This window comes from Rhizobium sp. T1470 (assembly GCF_042140505.1).
Taxonomy (GTDB): Bacteria; Pseudomonadota; Alphaproteobacteria; order Rhizobiales; family Rhizobiaceae; genus Rhizobium; species Rhizobium favelukesii.
On sequence record NZ_CP148091.1, the window covers coordinates 86,113 to 103,273 of the forward strand.

General features: G+C 59.5%; 16 protein-coding genes. 7 read left to right on the plus strand and 9 right to left on the minus strand.

The window, feature by feature from the left end; translation table 11 throughout:
- Positions 1-11: 11 nt before the first annotated feature.
- The 3 genes from WGT02_RS00445 to WGT02_RS00455 all read right to left on the minus strand — a co-directional run bounded on the left by WGT02_RS00445 (position 12) and on the right by WGT02_RS00455 (position 4,957).
- Positions 12-572 (minus strand): NADPH-dependent FMN reductase, encoded by a 561-nt coding sequence (locus WGT02_RS00445; RefSeq protein ID WP_024313310.1) that lies wholly within the window; start codon positions 570-572, stop codon positions 12-14.
- A 63-nt stretch (positions 573-635) separates the two neighbouring features.
- Positions 636-4,100, minus strand: coding sequence for a pyruvate carboxylase (gene pyc, locus WGT02_RS00450; protein ID WP_208249454.1), 3,465 nt, complete (start codon positions 4,098-4,100; stop codon positions 636-638).
- Between the two features lie 116 nt (positions 4,101-4,216).
- Complete coding sequence (locus WGT02_RS00455; protein WP_024313308.1) at positions 4,217-4,957, minus strand: LuxR family transcriptional regulator; 741 nt, start codon at positions 4,955-4,957, stop codon at positions 4,217-4,219.
- 322 nt (positions 4,958-5,279) lie between these two features.
- Between WGT02_RS00455 and WGT02_RS00460 the strand changes: the two genes are divergently transcribed.
- The 3 genes from WGT02_RS00460 (at position 5,280) to WGT02_RS00470 (ending at position 9,616) form a co-directional block, all read left to right on the plus strand.
- The gene (locus tag WGT02_RS00460) at positions 5,280-7,043 is read left to right on the plus strand and encodes a glucan ABC transporter ATP-binding protein/ permease (protein ID WP_024313307.1); all 1,764 of its coding nucleotides are present in this window, start codon (positions 5,280-5,282) and stop codon (positions 7,041-7,043) included.
- Between the two features lie 112 nt (positions 7,044-7,155).
- Positions 7,156-7,509, plus strand: a complete 354-nt coding sequence (locus WGT02_RS00465) for a VOC family protein (RefSeq protein ID WP_024313306.1) — start codon at positions 7,156-7,158, stop codon at positions 7,507-7,509.
- A 220-nt stretch (positions 7,510-7,729) separates the two neighbouring features.
- Entirely contained in the window at positions 7,730-9,616 is a 1,887-nt protein-coding gene (locus tag WGT02_RS00470) for an MFS transporter (RefSeq protein ID WP_024313305.1), read from the plus strand.
- Between the two features lie 72 nt (positions 9,617-9,688).
- Here the strand turns inward: WGT02_RS00470 and WGT02_RS00475 are convergent, their stop codons facing one another.
- Together WGT02_RS00475 and leuB are read right to left on the minus strand one after the other, a co-directional pair.
- Positions 9,689-10,447: a phosphatase PAP2 family protein gene (locus tag WGT02_RS00475; RefSeq protein WP_208249452.1), complete on the minus strand. Its 759-nt coding sequence runs from the start codon at positions 10,445-10,447 to the stop codon at positions 9,689-9,691.
- A gap of 118 nt (positions 10,448-10,565) precedes the next feature.
- Positions 10,566-11,678 (minus strand): 3-isopropylmalate dehydrogenase, encoded by a 1,113-nt coding sequence (gene leuB / locus WGT02_RS00480; protein WP_208249450.1) that lies wholly within the window; start codon positions 11,676-11,678, stop codon positions 10,566-10,568.
- Positions 11,679-11,858: 180 nt separating this feature from the next.
- Here leuB and WGT02_RS00485 point away from each other — a divergent pair, with 180 nt between their 5' ends.
- The gene (locus WGT02_RS00485) at positions 11,859-12,791 is read left to right on the plus strand and encodes a pyridoxal-phosphate dependent enzyme (protein ID WP_208249448.1); all 933 of its coding nucleotides are present in this window, start codon (positions 11,859-11,861) and stop codon (positions 12,789-12,791) included.
- 30 nt (positions 12,792-12,821) lie between these two features.
- Here WGT02_RS00485 and leuD read toward each other — a convergent pair whose 3' ends face one another.
- From leuD to WGT02_RS00500, 3 genes are all read right to left on the minus strand, one after another.
- Positions 12,822-13,430 (minus strand): 3-isopropylmalate dehydratase small subunit, encoded by a 609-nt coding sequence (gene leuD, locus WGT02_RS00490; RefSeq protein ID WP_037116583.1) that lies wholly within the window; start codon positions 13,428-13,430, stop codon positions 12,822-12,824.
- Positions 13,431-13,568: 138 nt separating this feature from the next.
- On the minus strand, positions 13,569-13,997 hold the full coding sequence (locus WGT02_RS00495) for a glyoxalase/bleomycin resistance/extradiol dioxygenase family protein (protein WP_024313300.1): 429 nt from the start codon (positions 13,995-13,997) through the stop codon (positions 13,569-13,571).
- Between the two features lie 111 nt (positions 13,998-14,108).
- On the minus strand, positions 14,109-14,351 hold the full coding sequence (locus WGT02_RS00500) for a hypothetical protein (RefSeq protein WP_208249445.1): 243 nt from the start codon (positions 14,349-14,351) through the stop codon (positions 14,109-14,111).
- Between the two features lie 113 nt (positions 14,352-14,464).
- Between WGT02_RS00500 and WGT02_RS00505 the strand changes: the two genes are divergently transcribed.
- Both WGT02_RS00505 and WGT02_RS00510 read left to right on the plus strand, forming a co-directional pair.
- Entirely contained in the window at positions 14,465-15,373 is a 909-nt protein-coding gene (locus WGT02_RS00505; RefSeq protein ID WP_024313298.1) for a CoA ester lyase, read from the plus strand.
- Between the two features lie 13 nt (positions 15,374-15,386).
- A complete protein-coding gene (locus WGT02_RS00510) occupies positions 15,387-15,593 on the plus strand; it encodes a DUF1737 domain-containing protein (RefSeq protein WP_018855932.1) in 207 nt (68 codons plus the stop codon).
- Positions 15,594-15,607: 14 nt separating this feature from the next.
- Here WGT02_RS00510 and WGT02_RS00515 read toward each other — a convergent pair whose 3' ends face one another.
- On the minus strand, positions 15,608-16,045 hold the full coding sequence (locus WGT02_RS00515) for a metallopeptidase family protein (protein ID WP_018855933.1): 438 nt from the start codon (positions 16,043-16,045) through the stop codon (positions 15,608-15,610).
- Positions 16,046-16,206: 161 nt separating this feature from the next.
- On the opposite strand from WGT02_RS00515, the gene WGT02_RS00520 reads away from it, so the two are divergent.
- Entirely contained in the window at positions 16,207-17,154 is a 948-nt protein-coding gene (locus tag WGT02_RS00520; RefSeq protein ID WP_024313297.1) for an ImuA family protein, read from the plus strand.
- Positions 17,155-17,161: the final 7 nt, after the last annotated feature.

Sequence of the window (17,161 nt, forward strand, 5' to 3'; positions counted from 1 at the left end):
GACAGGATCCTTTAGACCGCGCGCGCCGCCTTCAGCGCCTTGCCCCACCAGATAAGCTGGTCGATTTGGTTCTTGGCGGCCTCGACGAGATGCGCGTAGTCGTTCAGGCTCTTTGCCTCCTTGGCGACCGAGAGATATTCCGGGAAAGATATGTGAACGCCCGTCTTCACGGAAACGGCGCTCATTTCCACGAAAATCAGCCGCAGCTGCTCGACTGCGCGGGCGCCCCCGACACCGCCATAGCCGACGAAAGCGACTGGCTTATGCACGAACTCCCCTAGATCGATCGCATTCTTGAGAACTGCGGTCGGGCCGTGGTTGTACTCGGCGGCTGTGAAGATATAGCCGTCGAACGCGCGCAGCTTCTTCTTCCAGCGCTCCGCCGTTTCGTTTTCAGCCGAGCTCGCGCTCGCCTGCCCGAGGAAAGACATCGGGTAATCCAACAGATCGAGAACTTCAACCTCGAGTTCGGGGCGGCTTACGGCAATTTCGGCAATCCAATTGGCGGGGTGCTCCGCAAAGCGGCCGATTCGTGTGCTTCCGACGATAACGGCAATCTTGAGCTTACTCATATCAACCCTTTCATGAAAAAAAGGCGGCCCCGAAGGCCGCCCCTCGGTCATTCTAAATGTTGGTCAGCCGGCGTAGCTGACCAACAGATCCTTGGCATCGATCTGATCGCCGGCCTTGACGAGCACTTCCGCGATCGTGCCGTCCTTCTCGGCATGAATTGCCGTTTCCATCTTCATGGCCTCGATGGAAACCAGCACGTCGCCGGCATTGACCGCCTGGCCCGGTGAGACGAAGACGCGCGAGATGACGCCCGGCATCGGCGCACCGACATGCGCGGCATTGCCCGGCTCCGCCTTGCGGCGGGCGGCAGCGCCGGTCGCGCCATGCGCACGATCCGGAACCTTGATGCGGCGTGGCTGTCCGTTCAGTTCGAAGAACACCGTGACCATACCCTGGCTGTCCGTGCCGCTCATCGCCTGGTTGACGATGACCAGCGTCTTGCCCTTCTCGATGTCGGCAAACAGTTCCTCGCCATCAGCAAGGCCGTAGAAATAGGCAGGCGTCGGCAGCACCGAGACCGGACCGTAGGTGTCGGAGGCCAGTGCAAAGTCGGTGAAGACCTTCGGATACATCAGATAGGAGGCGAATTCATAGTCGCTGACCTCGCGCTCCAGCTTGGTCTCGATCGTCTTGCGCTCGGCATTAAGATCGGCATCCTCGAGCAGCGAGCCAGGGCGGACCGTATAGGGCGCCTCACCCTTCAACGCCTTCTTCTGCAGCGCTGCCGGCCAGCCCGACGGCGGCTGGCCGAGGTCGCCCTTGAGCATCGAAACGACCGATTCCGGGAAGGAGACCTCCTTGTCGGCGCTGAAGACGTCGGCAACGGTCAGGTCCTGCGACACCATCATCAACGCCATGTCGCCGACGACCTTGGAGGACGGCGTCACCTTGACGATGTCGCCGAACATCTGGTTGGCGTCGGCATAGGCCTGCGCCACTTCGTGCCAGCGGGCTTCCAGGCCAAGCGAGCGGGCCTGCTCCTTGAGGTTGGTGAACTGGCCGCCTGGCATTTCGTGCAGATAGACTTCCGATGCCGGCCCCTTGAGGTCGCTTTCGAAGGCAGCGTACTGGTGACGGACCGCTTCCCAATAGAACGAGATGCGGCGGATCCATTCCGGATCGAGGCCGGGATCGCGTTCGGAGCCGCGCAGCGCCTCAACGATCGAGCCGAGGCAAGGCTGCGAGGTATTGCCGGATAGTGCGTCCATTGCCGCATCGACAGCATCGACGCCGGCGTCCACGGCCGAGAGAACCGTCGCCGCGGCAATGCCCGAGGTGTCGTGCGTGTGGAAATGGATCGGCAGGCTGGTCGCGTCGCGCAGCGCCTTGAACAGGACCTTGGCGGCAGCCGGCTTCAAGAGACCGGCCATATCCTTGAGGGCGATGATATGCGCACCGGCCTTTTCGAGCTCAACGGCGAGATCGGTGTAGTACTTGAGATCGTACTTCGGGCGCGCAGAGTTCAGGATGTCGCCGGTGTAGCAGATCGTGGCTTCGCAGAGCTTGTTCTCTTCGGCGACCGCATCCATCGAGACGCGCATGTTGTCGACCCAGTTCAAGCAGTCGAAGACTCGGAAAAGATCGATGCCGCCCGCTGCGGCCTGCCGGACGAAGTATTTGACGACGTTATCAGGGTAGTTCTTATAGCCGACGCCGTTCGCCCCGCGCAGCAGCATCTGCAAGAGCAGGTTGGGGGCAGCCTCGCGCACGAGCGACAGCCGTTCCCACGGATCTTCCGTCAGGAAGCGCATCGACACATCGAAGGTCGCACCACCCCAGCATTCGAGTGACAAGAGGTTTGGCAGGGCATGCGCGTAGGTGCCGGCGATACGGGCGATATCGTAGGTGCGCATGCGGGTCGCAAGCAGCGACTGATGGCCATCGCGCATCGTCGTATCGGTCATCAGGATGCGCTTTTCGTTGCGCATCCATTCGCCGAACTTCTTCGGGCCGAGCTTGTCGAGACGCTGCTTCGTGCCGTCGGGAATACCGTTGCCGTTGGTATAGGGCACGATCGGCTCGGCGATATCTGCCGATGGCTTCGGGCGATCCTTGGCTTCCGGATGACCGTTGACCGTCACATCGGCGAGGTAGGTCAGAAGCTTGGTTGCGCGGTCCTGTCGCTTGACCTGCTGGAAGAGCTCCGGCGTCGAGTCGATGAAGCGCGTGGTGTAGCTGTTATCCCTAAACTTTGGATGCGTGATGATGGCTTCCAGGAAGGTCAGGTTGGTGGCCACGCCGCGGATGCGGAATTCGCGCAGCGCCCGGTCCATGCGGGCGATCGCCTCCGACGGGTTCGGTGCCCAGGCCGTGACCTTGACCAGCAGCGGATCATAGTAGCGCGTGATGATCGCACCGGAATAGGAGGTGCCGCCATCGAGGCGGATGCCGAAGCCGGACGCCGAACGATAAGCGGTGATACGGCCGTAATCCGGAATGAAGTTGTGCTCCGGGTCTTCGGTGGTGATGCGGCACTGCAGGGCATGGCCGTTGAGGCGAATGTCCTTCTGCTGCGGCACGCCCGATTCCGGCGTCCCGATCGCAAAGCCATCGAGAATATGAATCTGCGCCTTGACGATGTCGATGCCGGTAACGACTTCAGTGACCGTATGCTCGACCTGGATGCGCGGATTGACTTCGATGAAGTAGAACTTGCCGGTATCGACATCCATCAGGTACTCAACGGTGCCGGCACCGACGTAGTTGGTGGCGCCCGCAATCTTCAACGAATAGGCCGCCAGTTCCTGGCGCTGCGCCTCGCTCAGATAGGGGGCCGGCGCACGCTCGACGACCTTCTGGTTGCGGCGCTGGATCGAGCAGTCGCGCTCGAAGAGGTGCACGACGTTGCCATGCGTATCGCCAAGGATCTGGCTTTCGACATGGCGCGCACGCTCGACGAGCTTTTCCAGATAGACCTCGTCCTTGCCGAAGGCAGCCATTGCCTCGCGCTTGGCTTCCGTCACCTCGCGCGCAAGATCGGCCTCCGAGCGAATGACGCGCATGCCACGTCCGCCACCGCCCCAGGAGGCCTTCAGCATCACGGGGTAGCCAATCGCGGCGGCCATGCGGGCGACTTCGGCCATATCATCCGGCAGCGGTTCCGTTGCCGGCACGACAGGCACGCCGACGGAGATCGCCAGATTGCGCGCCGCGACCTTGTTGCCGAGTTGGCGCATGGTATCGGCCGTCGGGCCGATGAAGGTGATACTGGCATTGTTGCAGGCATCGACGAATTCCGGGCTCTCAGACAGCAAGCCGTAGCCCGGATGGATCGCGTCGGCACCGGAAAGCTTGGCGACGCGGATCACCTCATCGATCGACAGATAGCTCTCGATCGGCCCGAGATCACGGGCGAGATGCGGCCCGCGGCCGACCTGATAGCTCTCGTCGGCCTTGAACCTGTGCAGCGCCAGCTTGTCTTCTTCCGCCCATATCGCGACCGTTTTTATCCCGAGCTCGTTGGCCGCGCGAAACACGCGGATGGCAATTTCCGAACGGTTGGCGACAAGTATCTTGGAAATGGGCAATGCAGTCTCCTCACGGCATCGAAACGGGCAATGCTGCACCCGCGAAGAGAAGTCTTAACGCGCTGTCACGGAAAGTTCAATTTCTTGAACCGCCCCAAAATAGAATTTCTCTAAGACTAGGTGATGAGCCCATGCCGGAAGGCGACAGCAACTGCATGCTGCCTATTTTTGGCTTTCAGCTTGTCTTGCAGGCCATTCATGTACCAGTCGACGGTGTGGTTTGAAATCGTGAGGCGTTTGCCGATCTCCACCGACGTCATGCCTTCCGCAAGGTATTGAAGTATTTCCATCTCGCGGCGCGTCAAGCGCGTGTCGATGCCTGAGACGTCTTCAAGTGTCTGCGCCTCCCCCTTCAGATCAAGCAGACGCCAGAACGCCTTTCGGGCAACGGCATCAAAAAGGGAGATCTCGACAGGAGACAGGTCCACCGGCGTTCCGCCGACGCTCATGTTGCCGAGGATGCCGTTTCGGCCGTGGATGGGGAAAATGTAGCCATCCTTCAGGCCATGGCTATGTGCGTCCGCCATCATTTGCTCCATACGGCGGTGGTGCGGATCCTTGCGGAAAGCCGCCAGACTGTCCTTCCAACGAAATGGTCTTTGCGCATATGCGAGATAGCGTATCGTCGGATCGGTCAGAACGTATTTCTTCGAAATATAGATCTGTGGCCATTTCTCTGGCCAATGGCCGGCCAACATAAGACTGATTGGATCTTCAGTCGCTTTCAGATGTCGCAAAAGACCGTAATACTGGAAGCCGTAGGAGCGGATGATATGCTCCAGTTCGCCGACGACTCGCTCGGGCCTCCGACACTCTTCCAGAACGACAAGCAATTGAATTAATGAATGAATATTCACAGAAATGCCCCTACCCCAATTGGGCTCCGTGCCGAATGGTCACGACTAATGGACGTGCCTGGTTTGGGCGCCCTTCGACGCAATCAAAATGTCAATCTATGGTGTGCCAACGCGGCCTCGCAGCGCAAGTGAAAATTGCGAAAATCACGATACGCCCCAAAAAATTTCGGAGCGGTCCCTGGAATGGATCACTGCGGGCGCTGCAGGCGCAAAAGAATCCGGCCACCGGTGCCTGCCTGAACGCTCTGTTAATCGCTGGTTCAGGTACCTTTTTGTAGCGTTGCAGCGTCCCTTATTTCGCAAATGCACAAGAGGTATCGCCGTGTCGCTATTCAAGGTCTATGCAAGAGCTTTGCGCTATCTTGGCGCCTACAAGCTCCGCGTATCCCTGGTCATTATCGCGAACATCGTGCTTGCCGCGATCACAATTGCCGAACCGATTTTGTTCGGCCGCATCATCGATGCGATCTCCGGCAAGGGCGAAGTCAAACCCATCCTTTTCATGTGGGCCGGCTTTGCGGTATTCAACACGATAGCATTTGTTCTTGTCGCTCGTGAGGCTGACCGGCTGGCGCATGGTCGCCGCGCGACGCTTCTGACTGAAGCCTTCGGCCGTATCATTTCGATGCCGCTTTCCTGGCATCACCAGCGCGGCACCTCAAATGCGCTGCACACACTTCTTCGTGCATGTGAAACGTTGTTCGGCCTCTGGCTGGAATTCATGCGCAATCACTTGGCCACCGCCGTTGCGATCGTCATCCTAATCCCGACCGCGATGTCGATGGACCTTCGTCTTTCGGGCGTGCTCGTCGTGCTCGGCGTGGCCTACTGGCTGATCGGTCGTCTTGTCATGAGCCGTACCAAGGATGGCCAGGCGTCGGTCGAAAACCACTACCATTCGGTCTTTTCGCATGTCAGCGACTCGATCAGCAACGTATCGGTCCTGCATAGCTACAACCGCATCGAAGCGGAAACCAAAGCGCTGAAGTCCTTTGCGGAGCGCCTGCTGCAGGCTCAGTATCCGGTTCTAGACTGGTGGGCTCTGGCTGGCGCCATGAACCGCATGGCATCGACCATCGCCATGATGATCATTCTGGTGATCGGCACGCTGATGGTTCAGTCCGGTGAACTCCGCATCGGTGACGTCATTGCCTTCATCGGCTTTGCCAACCTGCTGATCTCGCGTCTCGACCAGATGCGCCAGTTCGCAACGCAGATTTTCGAGGCCCGCTCGAAACTCCAGGACTTCTACTCGCTCGAAGACTCGGTGCGTGAGCGCGAAGAACCGGCCGGCAATTCCGATATCGCCGACGTCAAGGGTGAAGTCGAATTCCGCAACGTGTCGTTCCGCTTCGGCAACACCGCGCATGGCCTGCACAACGTGTCTTTCACCGCCAAGGCTGGCCAGACGGTTGCGATCGTCGGCCCGACCGGCTCGGGCAAGACCACGATGATCAACCTGCTGCAGCGTGTCTATGACCCGGACAGTGGCCAGATCTTGGTCGATGGCCACGATACGACGAAGATCACCCGCAAGTCGCTTCGCCGCTATATCGCAACCGTGTTCCAGGATGCCGGGCTGCTCAACCGCTCGATCAGCGACAACATTCGCCTCGGCCGGGAAGGTGCTTCTGATGAAGACATGCGTCGCGCCGCAGAAGCCGCTGCTGCCGCCGACTTCATCGAGACACGCGAAGATCAGTACGACACCCATGTCGGTGAGCGCGGCAACAAGCTCTCGGGCGGTGAACGCCAGCGTGTGGCGATTGCCCGCGCCATCCTCAAGGATGCGCCGATCCTGGTACTCGACGAAGCCACAAGCGCGCTCGACGTCGAAACGGAGAACCGCGTGAAGGCCGCAATCGACAATCTGCGCCAGAACCGCACGACCTTCATTATCGCCCACCGTCTTTCGACGGTTCGTGAAGCGGACAAGGTCTTGTTCCTGGACGGCGGCCGGGTCGTTGAAGAAGGCAGCTTCGAAGAACTCAGCCATAGCAACGGCCGCTTCGCGGCATTGCTCCGTGCCAGCGGCATTCTCACCGACGAGGAAGTCCGCAAGGCACATACGACTGAAGCCGCCTGATCAAGGCATGCAACCCAATCGATCCAAGCCGGATGGTTCTGCCATCCGGCTTTTTTCTTGCCCGGCGAGAGCCATCTCCTAAAATATCTGAAGCGAAGACGCGGGAGGTCGCATGCAAGTCAGGCGAATTGTCGTCAATCTCGAAACCCCTGATCCGGCTGCCGCAAGGGAATTCTATCAGGGTATCCTCGGACTGGAGCTCCTAATGGATCACGGCTGGATCGTGACCTATGGCTCAAGCCAGCAGATGTCGGTACAGGTAAGCTTCGCGAGCGAGGGCGGCTCGGGCACACCGGTTCCGGGCCTTTCGATCGAGGTCGATGATGTCGATGAGGTCTTCGCAGCCATGAGTGCATCGGCCTTCGAAATCGTCTACGGGCCGACCAACGAGCCTTGGGGTGTTCGACGCTTCTATGTGCGCGACCCCTTCGGAACAATCGTAAATATTCTTTCGCATAGGCCGTGAAGCCGGAATCGCCCCGACCAATCGGGCGATATTGCGAGGCCGCCGCCATCCAGGGACAATCCGTGCAGGCGTTAGACTAAAGTCATAATCCCAAAGCCGCTCTCTGTATGGATGAGCTTTTCTGTCACACTCTCGTCAGGCGAACCGCGACCCCGGGGGTATGCTTTGAGGAGAGTATGGGCGCGCGCCGCGTTTCAAATCGTTCTGTGGAGGACAGAAAATGGCAAATATCACAAGCGTCGACGGCGCCAAGGCCGGTCCGATGACGGGCGAGGAGAAGAAGGTTATCTTCGCCTCATCGCTCGGCACGGTTTTCGAATGGTATGACTTCTATCTTTACGGTTCGCTCGCAACCTATATCGGCGCGACCTACTTCACCCAGTATCCGGAAGCAACGCGAAACATCTTCACGCTTTTGGCCTTTGCCGCCGGCTTCTTGGTGCGCCCGTTCGGCGCGCTCGTCTTCGGCCGCCTCGGCGACCTCGTCGGGCGCAAGTACACGTTCCTGGTGACGATCCTCATCATGGGCCTCTCGACGTTCCTCGTCGGCATTCTTCCCGGTGCGGCGACGATTGGCATCGCAGCGCCGATCATCCTGATCGGGCTTCGCCTGCTGCAGGGTCTTGCACTCGGCGGTGAATATGGCGGTGCGGCAACCTATGTGGCCGAACACGCGCCACATGGGCGGCGCGGCTACTTCACTTCATGGATCCAAACCACTGCAACGCTCGGCCTGTTCCTGTCGCTGATCGTCATCGTCGGTGTTCAGTTCCTGATGGGCAAGGAAGCCTTTGCCGCATGGGGCTGGCGCATTCCGTTCCTGGTCTCCGTCGTGCTTCTCGGCGTCTCCGTCTGGATCCGTCTGAAGATGAACGAGTCACCGGCGTTCCAGAGAATGAAGGCGGAAGGCAAGGGCTCCAAAGCTCCGCTCACCGAAGCCTTCGGCCAATGGAAGAATGCCAAGATCGCGCTGATCGCGCTTCTCGGCGCCACTATGGGTCAGGCAGTCGTCTGGTACGGCGGCCAGTTCTACGCTCTGTTCTTCTTGCAGAACGTGCTCAAGGTCGATCTGCAATCGGCAAACATCATGGTGGCCATTGCCCTTATCCTCGGCACGCCCTTCTTCGTCGTCTTCGGCGGCCTCTCCGACAAGATCGGCCGCAAGCCGATCATCATGGCCGGCCTGCTGATTGCAGCGGTGACCTACAACCCGCTGTTCAAGGCCATGACCTGGACGGCCAACCCGGCGCTTGCCGAAGCCCAAGCATCGGTCCGCGCAACCGTGACGGCCGACCCGGCTGACTGCAAATTCCAGTTCAACCCGACAGGAACGTCGAAGTTCACCAGTTCCTGCGACGTGGCGACGGCCTTCCTGACCAAGAACTCGGTGCCTTACGATGTCGTCCCCGGCCCGGCCGGTCAGCCTGCAACCGTCAAGATCGGCGATGAAACCATCACCAGCTTCGACGCCATTGCGGCCGGCGACAAGGCAAAGGGCCTGACTTCAGCTTTCGAAAAGAGCATCAATATTGCCCTTCATGACGGCGGCTATCCGCTGAACCGCGGCGCCGTCAAGGTCCCGGATGCCAAACTGGAAGCGTTCATTGCCGCCAATCCCGAGCTTGCGCTAAACGCAGATGCGATCCGCGCCGGCACCAAGGACACCATGCCTGCCGACAAGCTCGTGGCCGGCAAGCTTCTGACGGCGGATGAGACAAAGAGCGTCACCGACATGGCGGTCTACAACATTGCCAAGGGCGGCACCTTCGCCATGACGGCCGACCCGGCTCGCGTCAACTGGATCGGCACGATCGCCATTCTGTTCGTGCTCGTTCTCTACGTGACGATGGTCTACGGTCCGATCGCCGCGCTTCTGGTCGAACTCTTCCCGACCCGCATCCGTTACACCGGCATGTCGCTACCGTATCATATCGGCAACGGCTGGTTCGGTGGTCTGTTGCCCGCGACGGCCTTCGCAATGAGTGCCGCAACCGGCGATATCTACTTTGGCCTCTGGTATCCGATCGTCTTCGCAGCGATCACGCTGGTCATCGGTCTCATCTTCCTGCCGGAAACGAAGGACCGCGATATCCACGCCATGGATTGATCCTTGGAATCGAGATCTGAACAATGGCCCGGCGCTCGCAAAGCGCCGGGTTTTTTCGTGCCAGGCAATGACCTAAAGAACGCGGCTGAGCCGCGGTGTCGGCCAACCATCACGACCGATCGAGAACACCAGTCCGAAGCGCGCGAACAGGATGGATGTTGCGAAAGCCAGCCAGCCCCCCAATGCGAGGCCGGCTGCGACGTCGCTCGGATAATGCACACCGATGATGACGCGCGTGGCGCCCAGCCAGAGGCCAATACCGATGAAACCGAGCCGGAATCGAGGAAAGAGGAGCGCCAGGGCCATGAACAACGCGCCGATATTGGAGGAATGGCCCGACGGAAAGCTCTGGTGCAGGAAGTCCGTAGTGAAGGGCGAGAAGCTGAAGATGCCCTCCTGATCATAAAGCAATGGTCGAGCGCGGCCGAGGGCGAACTTCAGCAGATTGGAAATGACGCTGGCAAACAACACCGACAGACCGACATAAGCGGTCATCTGTCCAAGATAGACGAGCCGGAAGCGTCGGCGGACCTTCCATAATCGCCGGCGGACGAAATAGCCCGCAGCCAGGATCGTCGAAAGTCCCACCAGAATCCAGACGAGCCTGCCGATGTCGGTGACATCGCCGGCAATCGATACCAGCGGAGGCGAAAGACTTGTGACCGCCTGCCCCAGCGGCCGGTCGAAGACAAGGAAAGCGATGGCGACCGCGTTGACGGCGAAAAGCGTGAAGCCCTTCCAGGGAACCCGACGATGGATCGAGCGCCGCGCGTCGTAGCGCTTTCGCAGATAGCTCCGGCAGTTCGGCTTGCGATCGATGACTTCGTTCATTCTGCTCCCGCTCTTTGCTCAGTGCAGAACGGAAATAGGATCGGCATCAGTCGCCTTCAAGCAAAGGCCTTCCGCAGCAATCGATGCGGAAGGCTCGAGACGTGTTTCACGTGAAATATCAGATAGAAAGCGCCTTGAACTCAGCGAGGATCGCGTCGCCCATCTCTGTCGTGCCGACCTTTTTGCAGCCTTCGGCCATGATGTCGCCGGTGCGCATGCCCTTGTCGAGCACGTTGGCGATCGCCTTTTCCAGATTGTCGGCTTCATTCACGAGGTTGAAGGAATAGCGCAGGCACATGGCGAAAGAAGCAATCATCGCGATCGGATTGGCAATGCCCTTGCCGGCGATATCGGGTGCCGACCCATGTACCGGCTCGTAGAGCGCCTTGCGCTTGCCGGTCTTGGCGTCCGGTGCTCCGAGCGAGGCCGACGGCAGCATGCCGAGCGAACCGGTCAGCATGGCGGCAACGTCGGACAGCATGTCGCCGAAAAGGTTATCGGTAACAATGACATCGAACTGCTTCGGCTGGCGAACGAGCTGCATGCCGCCGGCATCAGCCAGCATATGCTCGAGCTGGACGTCCGAATACTTGGCCTTGTGCGTTTCCGTCACGACCTGGTTCCAAAGCACACCCGACTTCATGACGTTGCGTTTTTCCATCGAGCAAACGCGGTTCTGGCGGGTACGCGCCATTTCGAAGGCGACACCGGCGATCCGCTCGATCTCGTAAGTGTCGTAGACCTGCGTATCGATGCCGCGCTTCTGGCCATTGCCAAGATCGATGATCTCCTTCGGCTCGCCGAAATAGACGCCGCCGGTCAGCTCGCGGATGATGAGGATGTCGAGACCTTCAACCAGCTCCGGCTTCAGCGACGAAGCTGATGCAAGTGCAGGGTAGCAGATGGCCGGACGCAGGTTCGCAAACAGCTGCAAATCCTTGCGCAGGCGCAGCAGGCCGGCCTCCGGGCGCACCTCATAGGGAACACTATCCCACGTCGGGCCGCCGACGGCGCCGAAGAGAACGGCGTCCGCTGCAAGCGCCTTCTGCATGTCGGCTTCGGAGATCGCAGCACCATGCGCGTCATAGGCGCTGCCGCCGACCAGGCCTTCGTCCGTGACGAAGCCGGCATTCATCGCCTCGTTCATATAGGCAATGATCTTGCGGACCTCACCCATGGCTTCTGGGCCGATGCCGTCACCCGGCAACAGGAAAAGATTGCGCGTTGTCATGAAACCCTCCGCGGAAAAACAAGTTGCGGCTTCTTAGACCCGCAAAAACGGCATTTCAAGCGAGCGGGAGGCCGATTCGGTACGGTTGCGGAATTACTGCCGACATCTCGCGTTGACCAATCGGCGCATGAGGGTCCACACAAGGAGAACCTGTATCGACACGCTCACCTGGATACCATCATGCCATCTACGCCCCTGCATCTCGACACTCCGCTTTTCCGCACATCAGCCGGCTACAGCGCGAGCAACAAGCCGCTATGGCTGAAGCTCGATGCACTGCAGCCATCTGGAAGCTTCAAGCTCCGCGGTGTCGGCCGGCTTTGTCAGCATGAGATCGGGAACGGCGCCCGCGAGATTTTCTGCGCCTCGGGCGGCAATACCGGGATCGCCGCCGCTTATGCCGGACGTGCACTCGGCATTCCGGTTACGATCGTGGTGCCTGAGACGACATCGCCAGAAGTCCGCCAATCTATCGAGGCAACCGGCGCGACTGTCCTCGTGCATGGATCAGTGTTCGACGAAGCCAATGCCTACGCAATCGAACGCGCGAATGCCAGGAAGGCAGCCTATGTGCACCCGTTCGACCATCCGCTTCTGTGGGAAGGGCACGGCACATTGATCGACGAGGTTGTCGCAAAGGGCGCCGACTTTGATTGCGTCATCACGAGCGTCGGCGGTGGCGGCTTGCTTGCGGGCATCGTTGCCGGTCTCAAGCGAAACGGCTTGTCGCATGTGCCCGTCATAGCCGTCGAAACCGAAGGAGCCGAGTCGCTTCATGCGAGCCTCGCGGCCAACGAACGCATCATCTTGCCGGCGATCACCTCAATCGCCAGTTCGCTCGGTGCGCGCCAGGTGGCGCAGCATGTCTTCGATCTGCCGAAGCACCACGCGATCGAAAGCGTCACGGTCACGGATGCACAGGCGCTCGCCGCCTGCCTGAAGTTCGCCGATGCCTATCGCATTCTGGTGGAGCCCGCCTGCGGGGCTGCGCTGGCAGTCGCCGACGTGCATGCCGACATCCTCGCCCGATTCAACAACCCGCTGATCGAAGTCTGCGGCGGCATCGGCGTCTCGCTGGAAAAGCTGAAAGCCTGGAAAGAACGGCTGCTGTAAGCCAACCTTTGAGGCTTGCGCCTTTAAGACTTACGCAGCCCAGGGGTGCGACGCCGCGTTCTGCGCTTCGAAGTTGTCGATCGCCTTGCCCTTTTCGAGCGTCAGGCCGATATCATCGAGGCCGTTCAGCAGGCAGTGGCGCTTGAACTCGTCGAGATCAAACTTGATCGAACCGCCGTCCGGGCCGGTGATCTCAAGATTTTCCAGGTCGATCGTCAGGATCGCGTTGGAACCGCGCGAGGCGTCGTCCATCAGCTTGTCGAGGTTTTCCTGGCTGACCATGATCGGCAAAATGCCGTTCTTGAAACAGTTGTTGTAGAAAATGTCGGCGAAGCTGGTCGAGATGACGCAACGGATGCCGAAGTCGAGAAGCGCCCACGGCGCATGCTCGCGCGAGGAGCCGCAACCGAAATTGTCGCCGGCAACAAGGATCTTCGCATTCTGGTAGGCCGGCTTGTTCAGCACGAAATCCGGGTTCGGGGAACCGTCCTCATTGTAGCGGGCTTCGGCGAAAAGGCCCTTGCCAAGACCGGTGCGTTTGATCGTCTTCAGGTAATCCTTCGGAATGATCATGTCGGTATCGATGTTGACAACCGGCAGAGGGGCAGCGACGCCCGTCAGCTTTACGAATTTGTCCATGGCCTGGCTCCAATGTCAGCAGACGTAGTTTTGTTGATCAGCGTTTAGTCCAGATTTCGACCGAAATGAAGGAAAATTTGCATCGTAGGAGAGGCCGCGCGCGGATTCGACGCGCAGCCAGCCATGGTCATTGTGAGATCAATTTGCATTCGCTGGCGCATTCATCGCCCAGAGAACCCCGAACGGGTCGCGAAGCTGGCCATATCGATCACCCCAGAACATCAGTTGGACGGGAAGGATCACCTCGGCGCCGGCAGCGACGGCACGGTCCCACCAGAAATCGATGTCGTCGACGACCAACTGAAGGGCGAAGCCCTGATGCTTTTCGAAGGGATGACCATGTTCGGGATAGGCATCGCACAACATCAACGAGCTTCCGTTGATGTAAAGATGGACATGCATCGTCCGTCCGTTTTCGTCCACGGGGACCACAAACGCCTCTTCGGCGCCGAAAGCACGCTTGTAAAATTCCGCGGCCTTCAACGCACCATCGACCGTGATATACGGCAGCAAGCCATTCTTGACCGGCGGCATCTTCATTGTGCCGGTTTCCGTTGTGGTATCCATGCTGTCCTCCATTGCTTGATTTGGTTCGGGCAGAAGCCCTGGCCTTCCAAAGACGCAGGAAGATCAGACGAGCCGACAGCGATGCCGAAAATTTTCTGGAAAACGATCCGGTCAGAGATCGATGATCGTGCCGCGGCCGTCATTCCAGATTCGCATGTTCTCGGCGGAATGAGGCTTGGTCTTGGGAGTAGCGCGGACCGGGGCAGGTTTCATCTTCAGTGAAAGCGCGCGGCCGACCATAAGCACCGTCAGAATGCCGCCGACGGCAAGCGTCACCGAAAAGGTGAAGACTGCCAGCGCGACGAAGGCGGTGATGCCTGCGAGCAGGAGGAAGATGGAACGGATGCTTTGCATGAGCTTTAGACCTTTCTTCGGAAAGGAATGTGGTCCTTCACTTTCTTCTCTGCAAGATAAGCATGGCTTTTTGTTGTCTTGCTACTTGCCGCAAAGCTTGGCACAGATGCGTGATGAGCTCAAATTCCATGCCCCGCTCCGTCAGCCTGCGTCGTTCGGTGTTGAGTGTCCCCGCCATCAATAGCCGTGCCTTGGAGAAGACCCATGGACTGGATTGCGATGCGATCATCTTCGACCTGGAGGATTCGGTCGCTCCCGAGAAAAAGGCGGAAGCGCGCGAGAAGCTGAAGGCTTTCTTTTCCGGCAAGCCGCTCGCAAACAAAGAGCGGATCATACGTATCAACACACTCTCTTCGACCTTTGGCCATGCCGACATGGAACTGGTGCGAACCTTGGAACCTGATGCCGTTCTTTTGCCGAAGGTGAACGAGCCGCAGGACGTGATGTCGGTCGGCGATCTTCTCGCTGATGCAGATGCGCCGGAGAGCCTGCGCATCTGGGCAATGATCGAAACGCCGCGCGGCATCCTGAATGCTGCCGCCATCGCCGAGGCGGGGCGCACCCAGGGTTCAAGGCTCGATTGCTTTGTCCTCGGCCTCAACGATCTTCGCAAGGAAACGGGCGTCCTGCCGCAGCCAGGCCGCACCTATCTCGTGCCCTGGCTGATGCAGGTCGTTCTTGCTGTCCGTGCCTATGGCCTCGACGCAATCGACAGTGTCTTCAATGATTTCAGGGACGCCGATGCCTTCGATGCCGAATGCGCGCATGCCCGGGCCATGGGCTTCGATGGCAAGATGCTGATCCATCCGGCCCAGATCGATGCGGCAAACCGGCATTTTGGCCCGGACGCGTCGGCAATTGCCGAGGCGGAGGCGATCATCGCCGCCTTTGCCGACCCCGCTGCCGAAGGCCTCAACGTCATCAATGTCAATGGCCGGATGATCGAGCGGCTGCATCTTGTCCAGGCGGAAGGTCTGGTTCATAAAGCCCGGCTGATTGCAGAACGCCAAACGGCGAAGTGAAAGACGACTTTAGATGAAGCTTTATCGCCTTCTGACCGGCCAGGATGATGCCGCTTTCTGCCACCGCGTGACCGACGCCCTCAACAAGGGTTGGTCGTTGAACGGCTCGCCGTCGCTAACCTTCAATACCCAGACCGGCCAGGTGATGTGCGCTCAGGCGATCGTCAAGGAGGTCGAAGGCAAGGACTACCACCCGGACATGAAGCTGTCCGAACAATAGCGCGGGCGAGCAGCTTAACGCTCTGCCGCCTCTTCGGCGCTCGCCTCGATCCGCTCCATGTCGTCGTCGCTGAGACCGAAGTGGTGGCCGATCTCATGGATGAGGACATGGGTGATGATATCACCCAGCGTCTCGTCGTTCTCGGCCCAATAGTCGAGGATCGGCCGCCGGTAGAGGCGGATGCGGTTCGGCAGTTCGCCGGTTTCCATCGTGAAACGCTCCGAGATGCCCCGGCCTTCAAAGAGGCCGAGAAGGTCGAATGGCGTTTCCAACGCCATGTCCTCGAACACGTCGTCGTCTGGGAAATCCTCGATCTCAATCGTCAGATTGGTGGTCAGCGAGCGGAATTCTTCCGGCAGGTGGCTATACGCCTCCATCGCCAACGACTCGAAAGTGCTGATCGTCGGCGCGTGGCGGTCCCGCCAATCCTCGCTCTGGTCTATGCGGGCCATAAATATTCCTTCCTTTGCGGCCCATATAGAACCTTTGCGCACGATTTTCGAGAGCGGAATCAATGGCAGGAATAAATTCACATCAAATGCCTGTTGACTCTTTCATCTGCCTCTGGAATCCATGAGAACATAACAGGAACATTTAAGAGTTGGAGAACGTCATGGCACAGCCGGCCGTGGCGCGCGAGCGGCTTTTTGCACTCCGCGAAACCATTGCAAAGCTTGAAGGAAAGCCCGCGCCGGCTCTGGCAGCAGCGGAAAGCCAAGCCTTGGCTGAAAGCGGCCTCGCCGCGAAAAACGAAGGTGTCTTACGTCTTCCCCTTAAAATCCCCGCGCTCGACGAGGCGATTGATGGCGGCTTGCCGCTCGATGGAATTACCGAGGTTCGCTCCGACCTCTTGCGGGAGGCCGGTGCCGGCAGCGGCTTTGTGTTGGCGCTTGCCGCCACGCTGCAGCGTCAGGCCGAAGACAACCAAAATGCCTCGCTACCGGTCCTCTGGATTGCCGACACGGTGTCCACGATGGAGGCGGGAGAGCCCTACGCCGTGGGCCTGCGGGATTTTGGCCTGAAGCCGGACCTGTTCTTCTATGCCAGTCCGCGCAAGCTTGAAGACGCCCTCTGGCTTGCGGAAGCGGCAGTCGAAAGCGGCGTCTTTGCCGCGACGATTCTGGAGGTCCGGGGCAACCCGAAGCTCTTCGGCCTGACGGAGAGCCGTCGTTTGAGTTTGCGGGCAAAGGCATCCAGACGCCCGCTTTTCCTGTTGCGGCAGGCTGGAGAGGAAGAAGCCAGCAGCGCTTGTTTCCGCTTCCTTGCAGCACCCGCGCCGGCACAGGCGCGCCCCTTGCCGGATGGCACGATGCTGGGCGGCAGCATCGGCAATCCGGCTTTTCATCTCACCCTGGAGAAGAGCCGCAATCCGGCTCTCCTCTCCTTTCTGCTGGAGTGGAACCCCCATGACCGCCGTTTTTTTGCCGTCTCCCGATCAGCCGACCCTCGCCTTCCAGACGAACGCGCAGCGCATTCTGGCGCTCCATTTTCCGCATCTCCCGACCGACCGGATCGCAAGAAAGAAATGGGGTCTCTCCTGGCGTTCGCGCGGACGTCCTGAGGCGCCG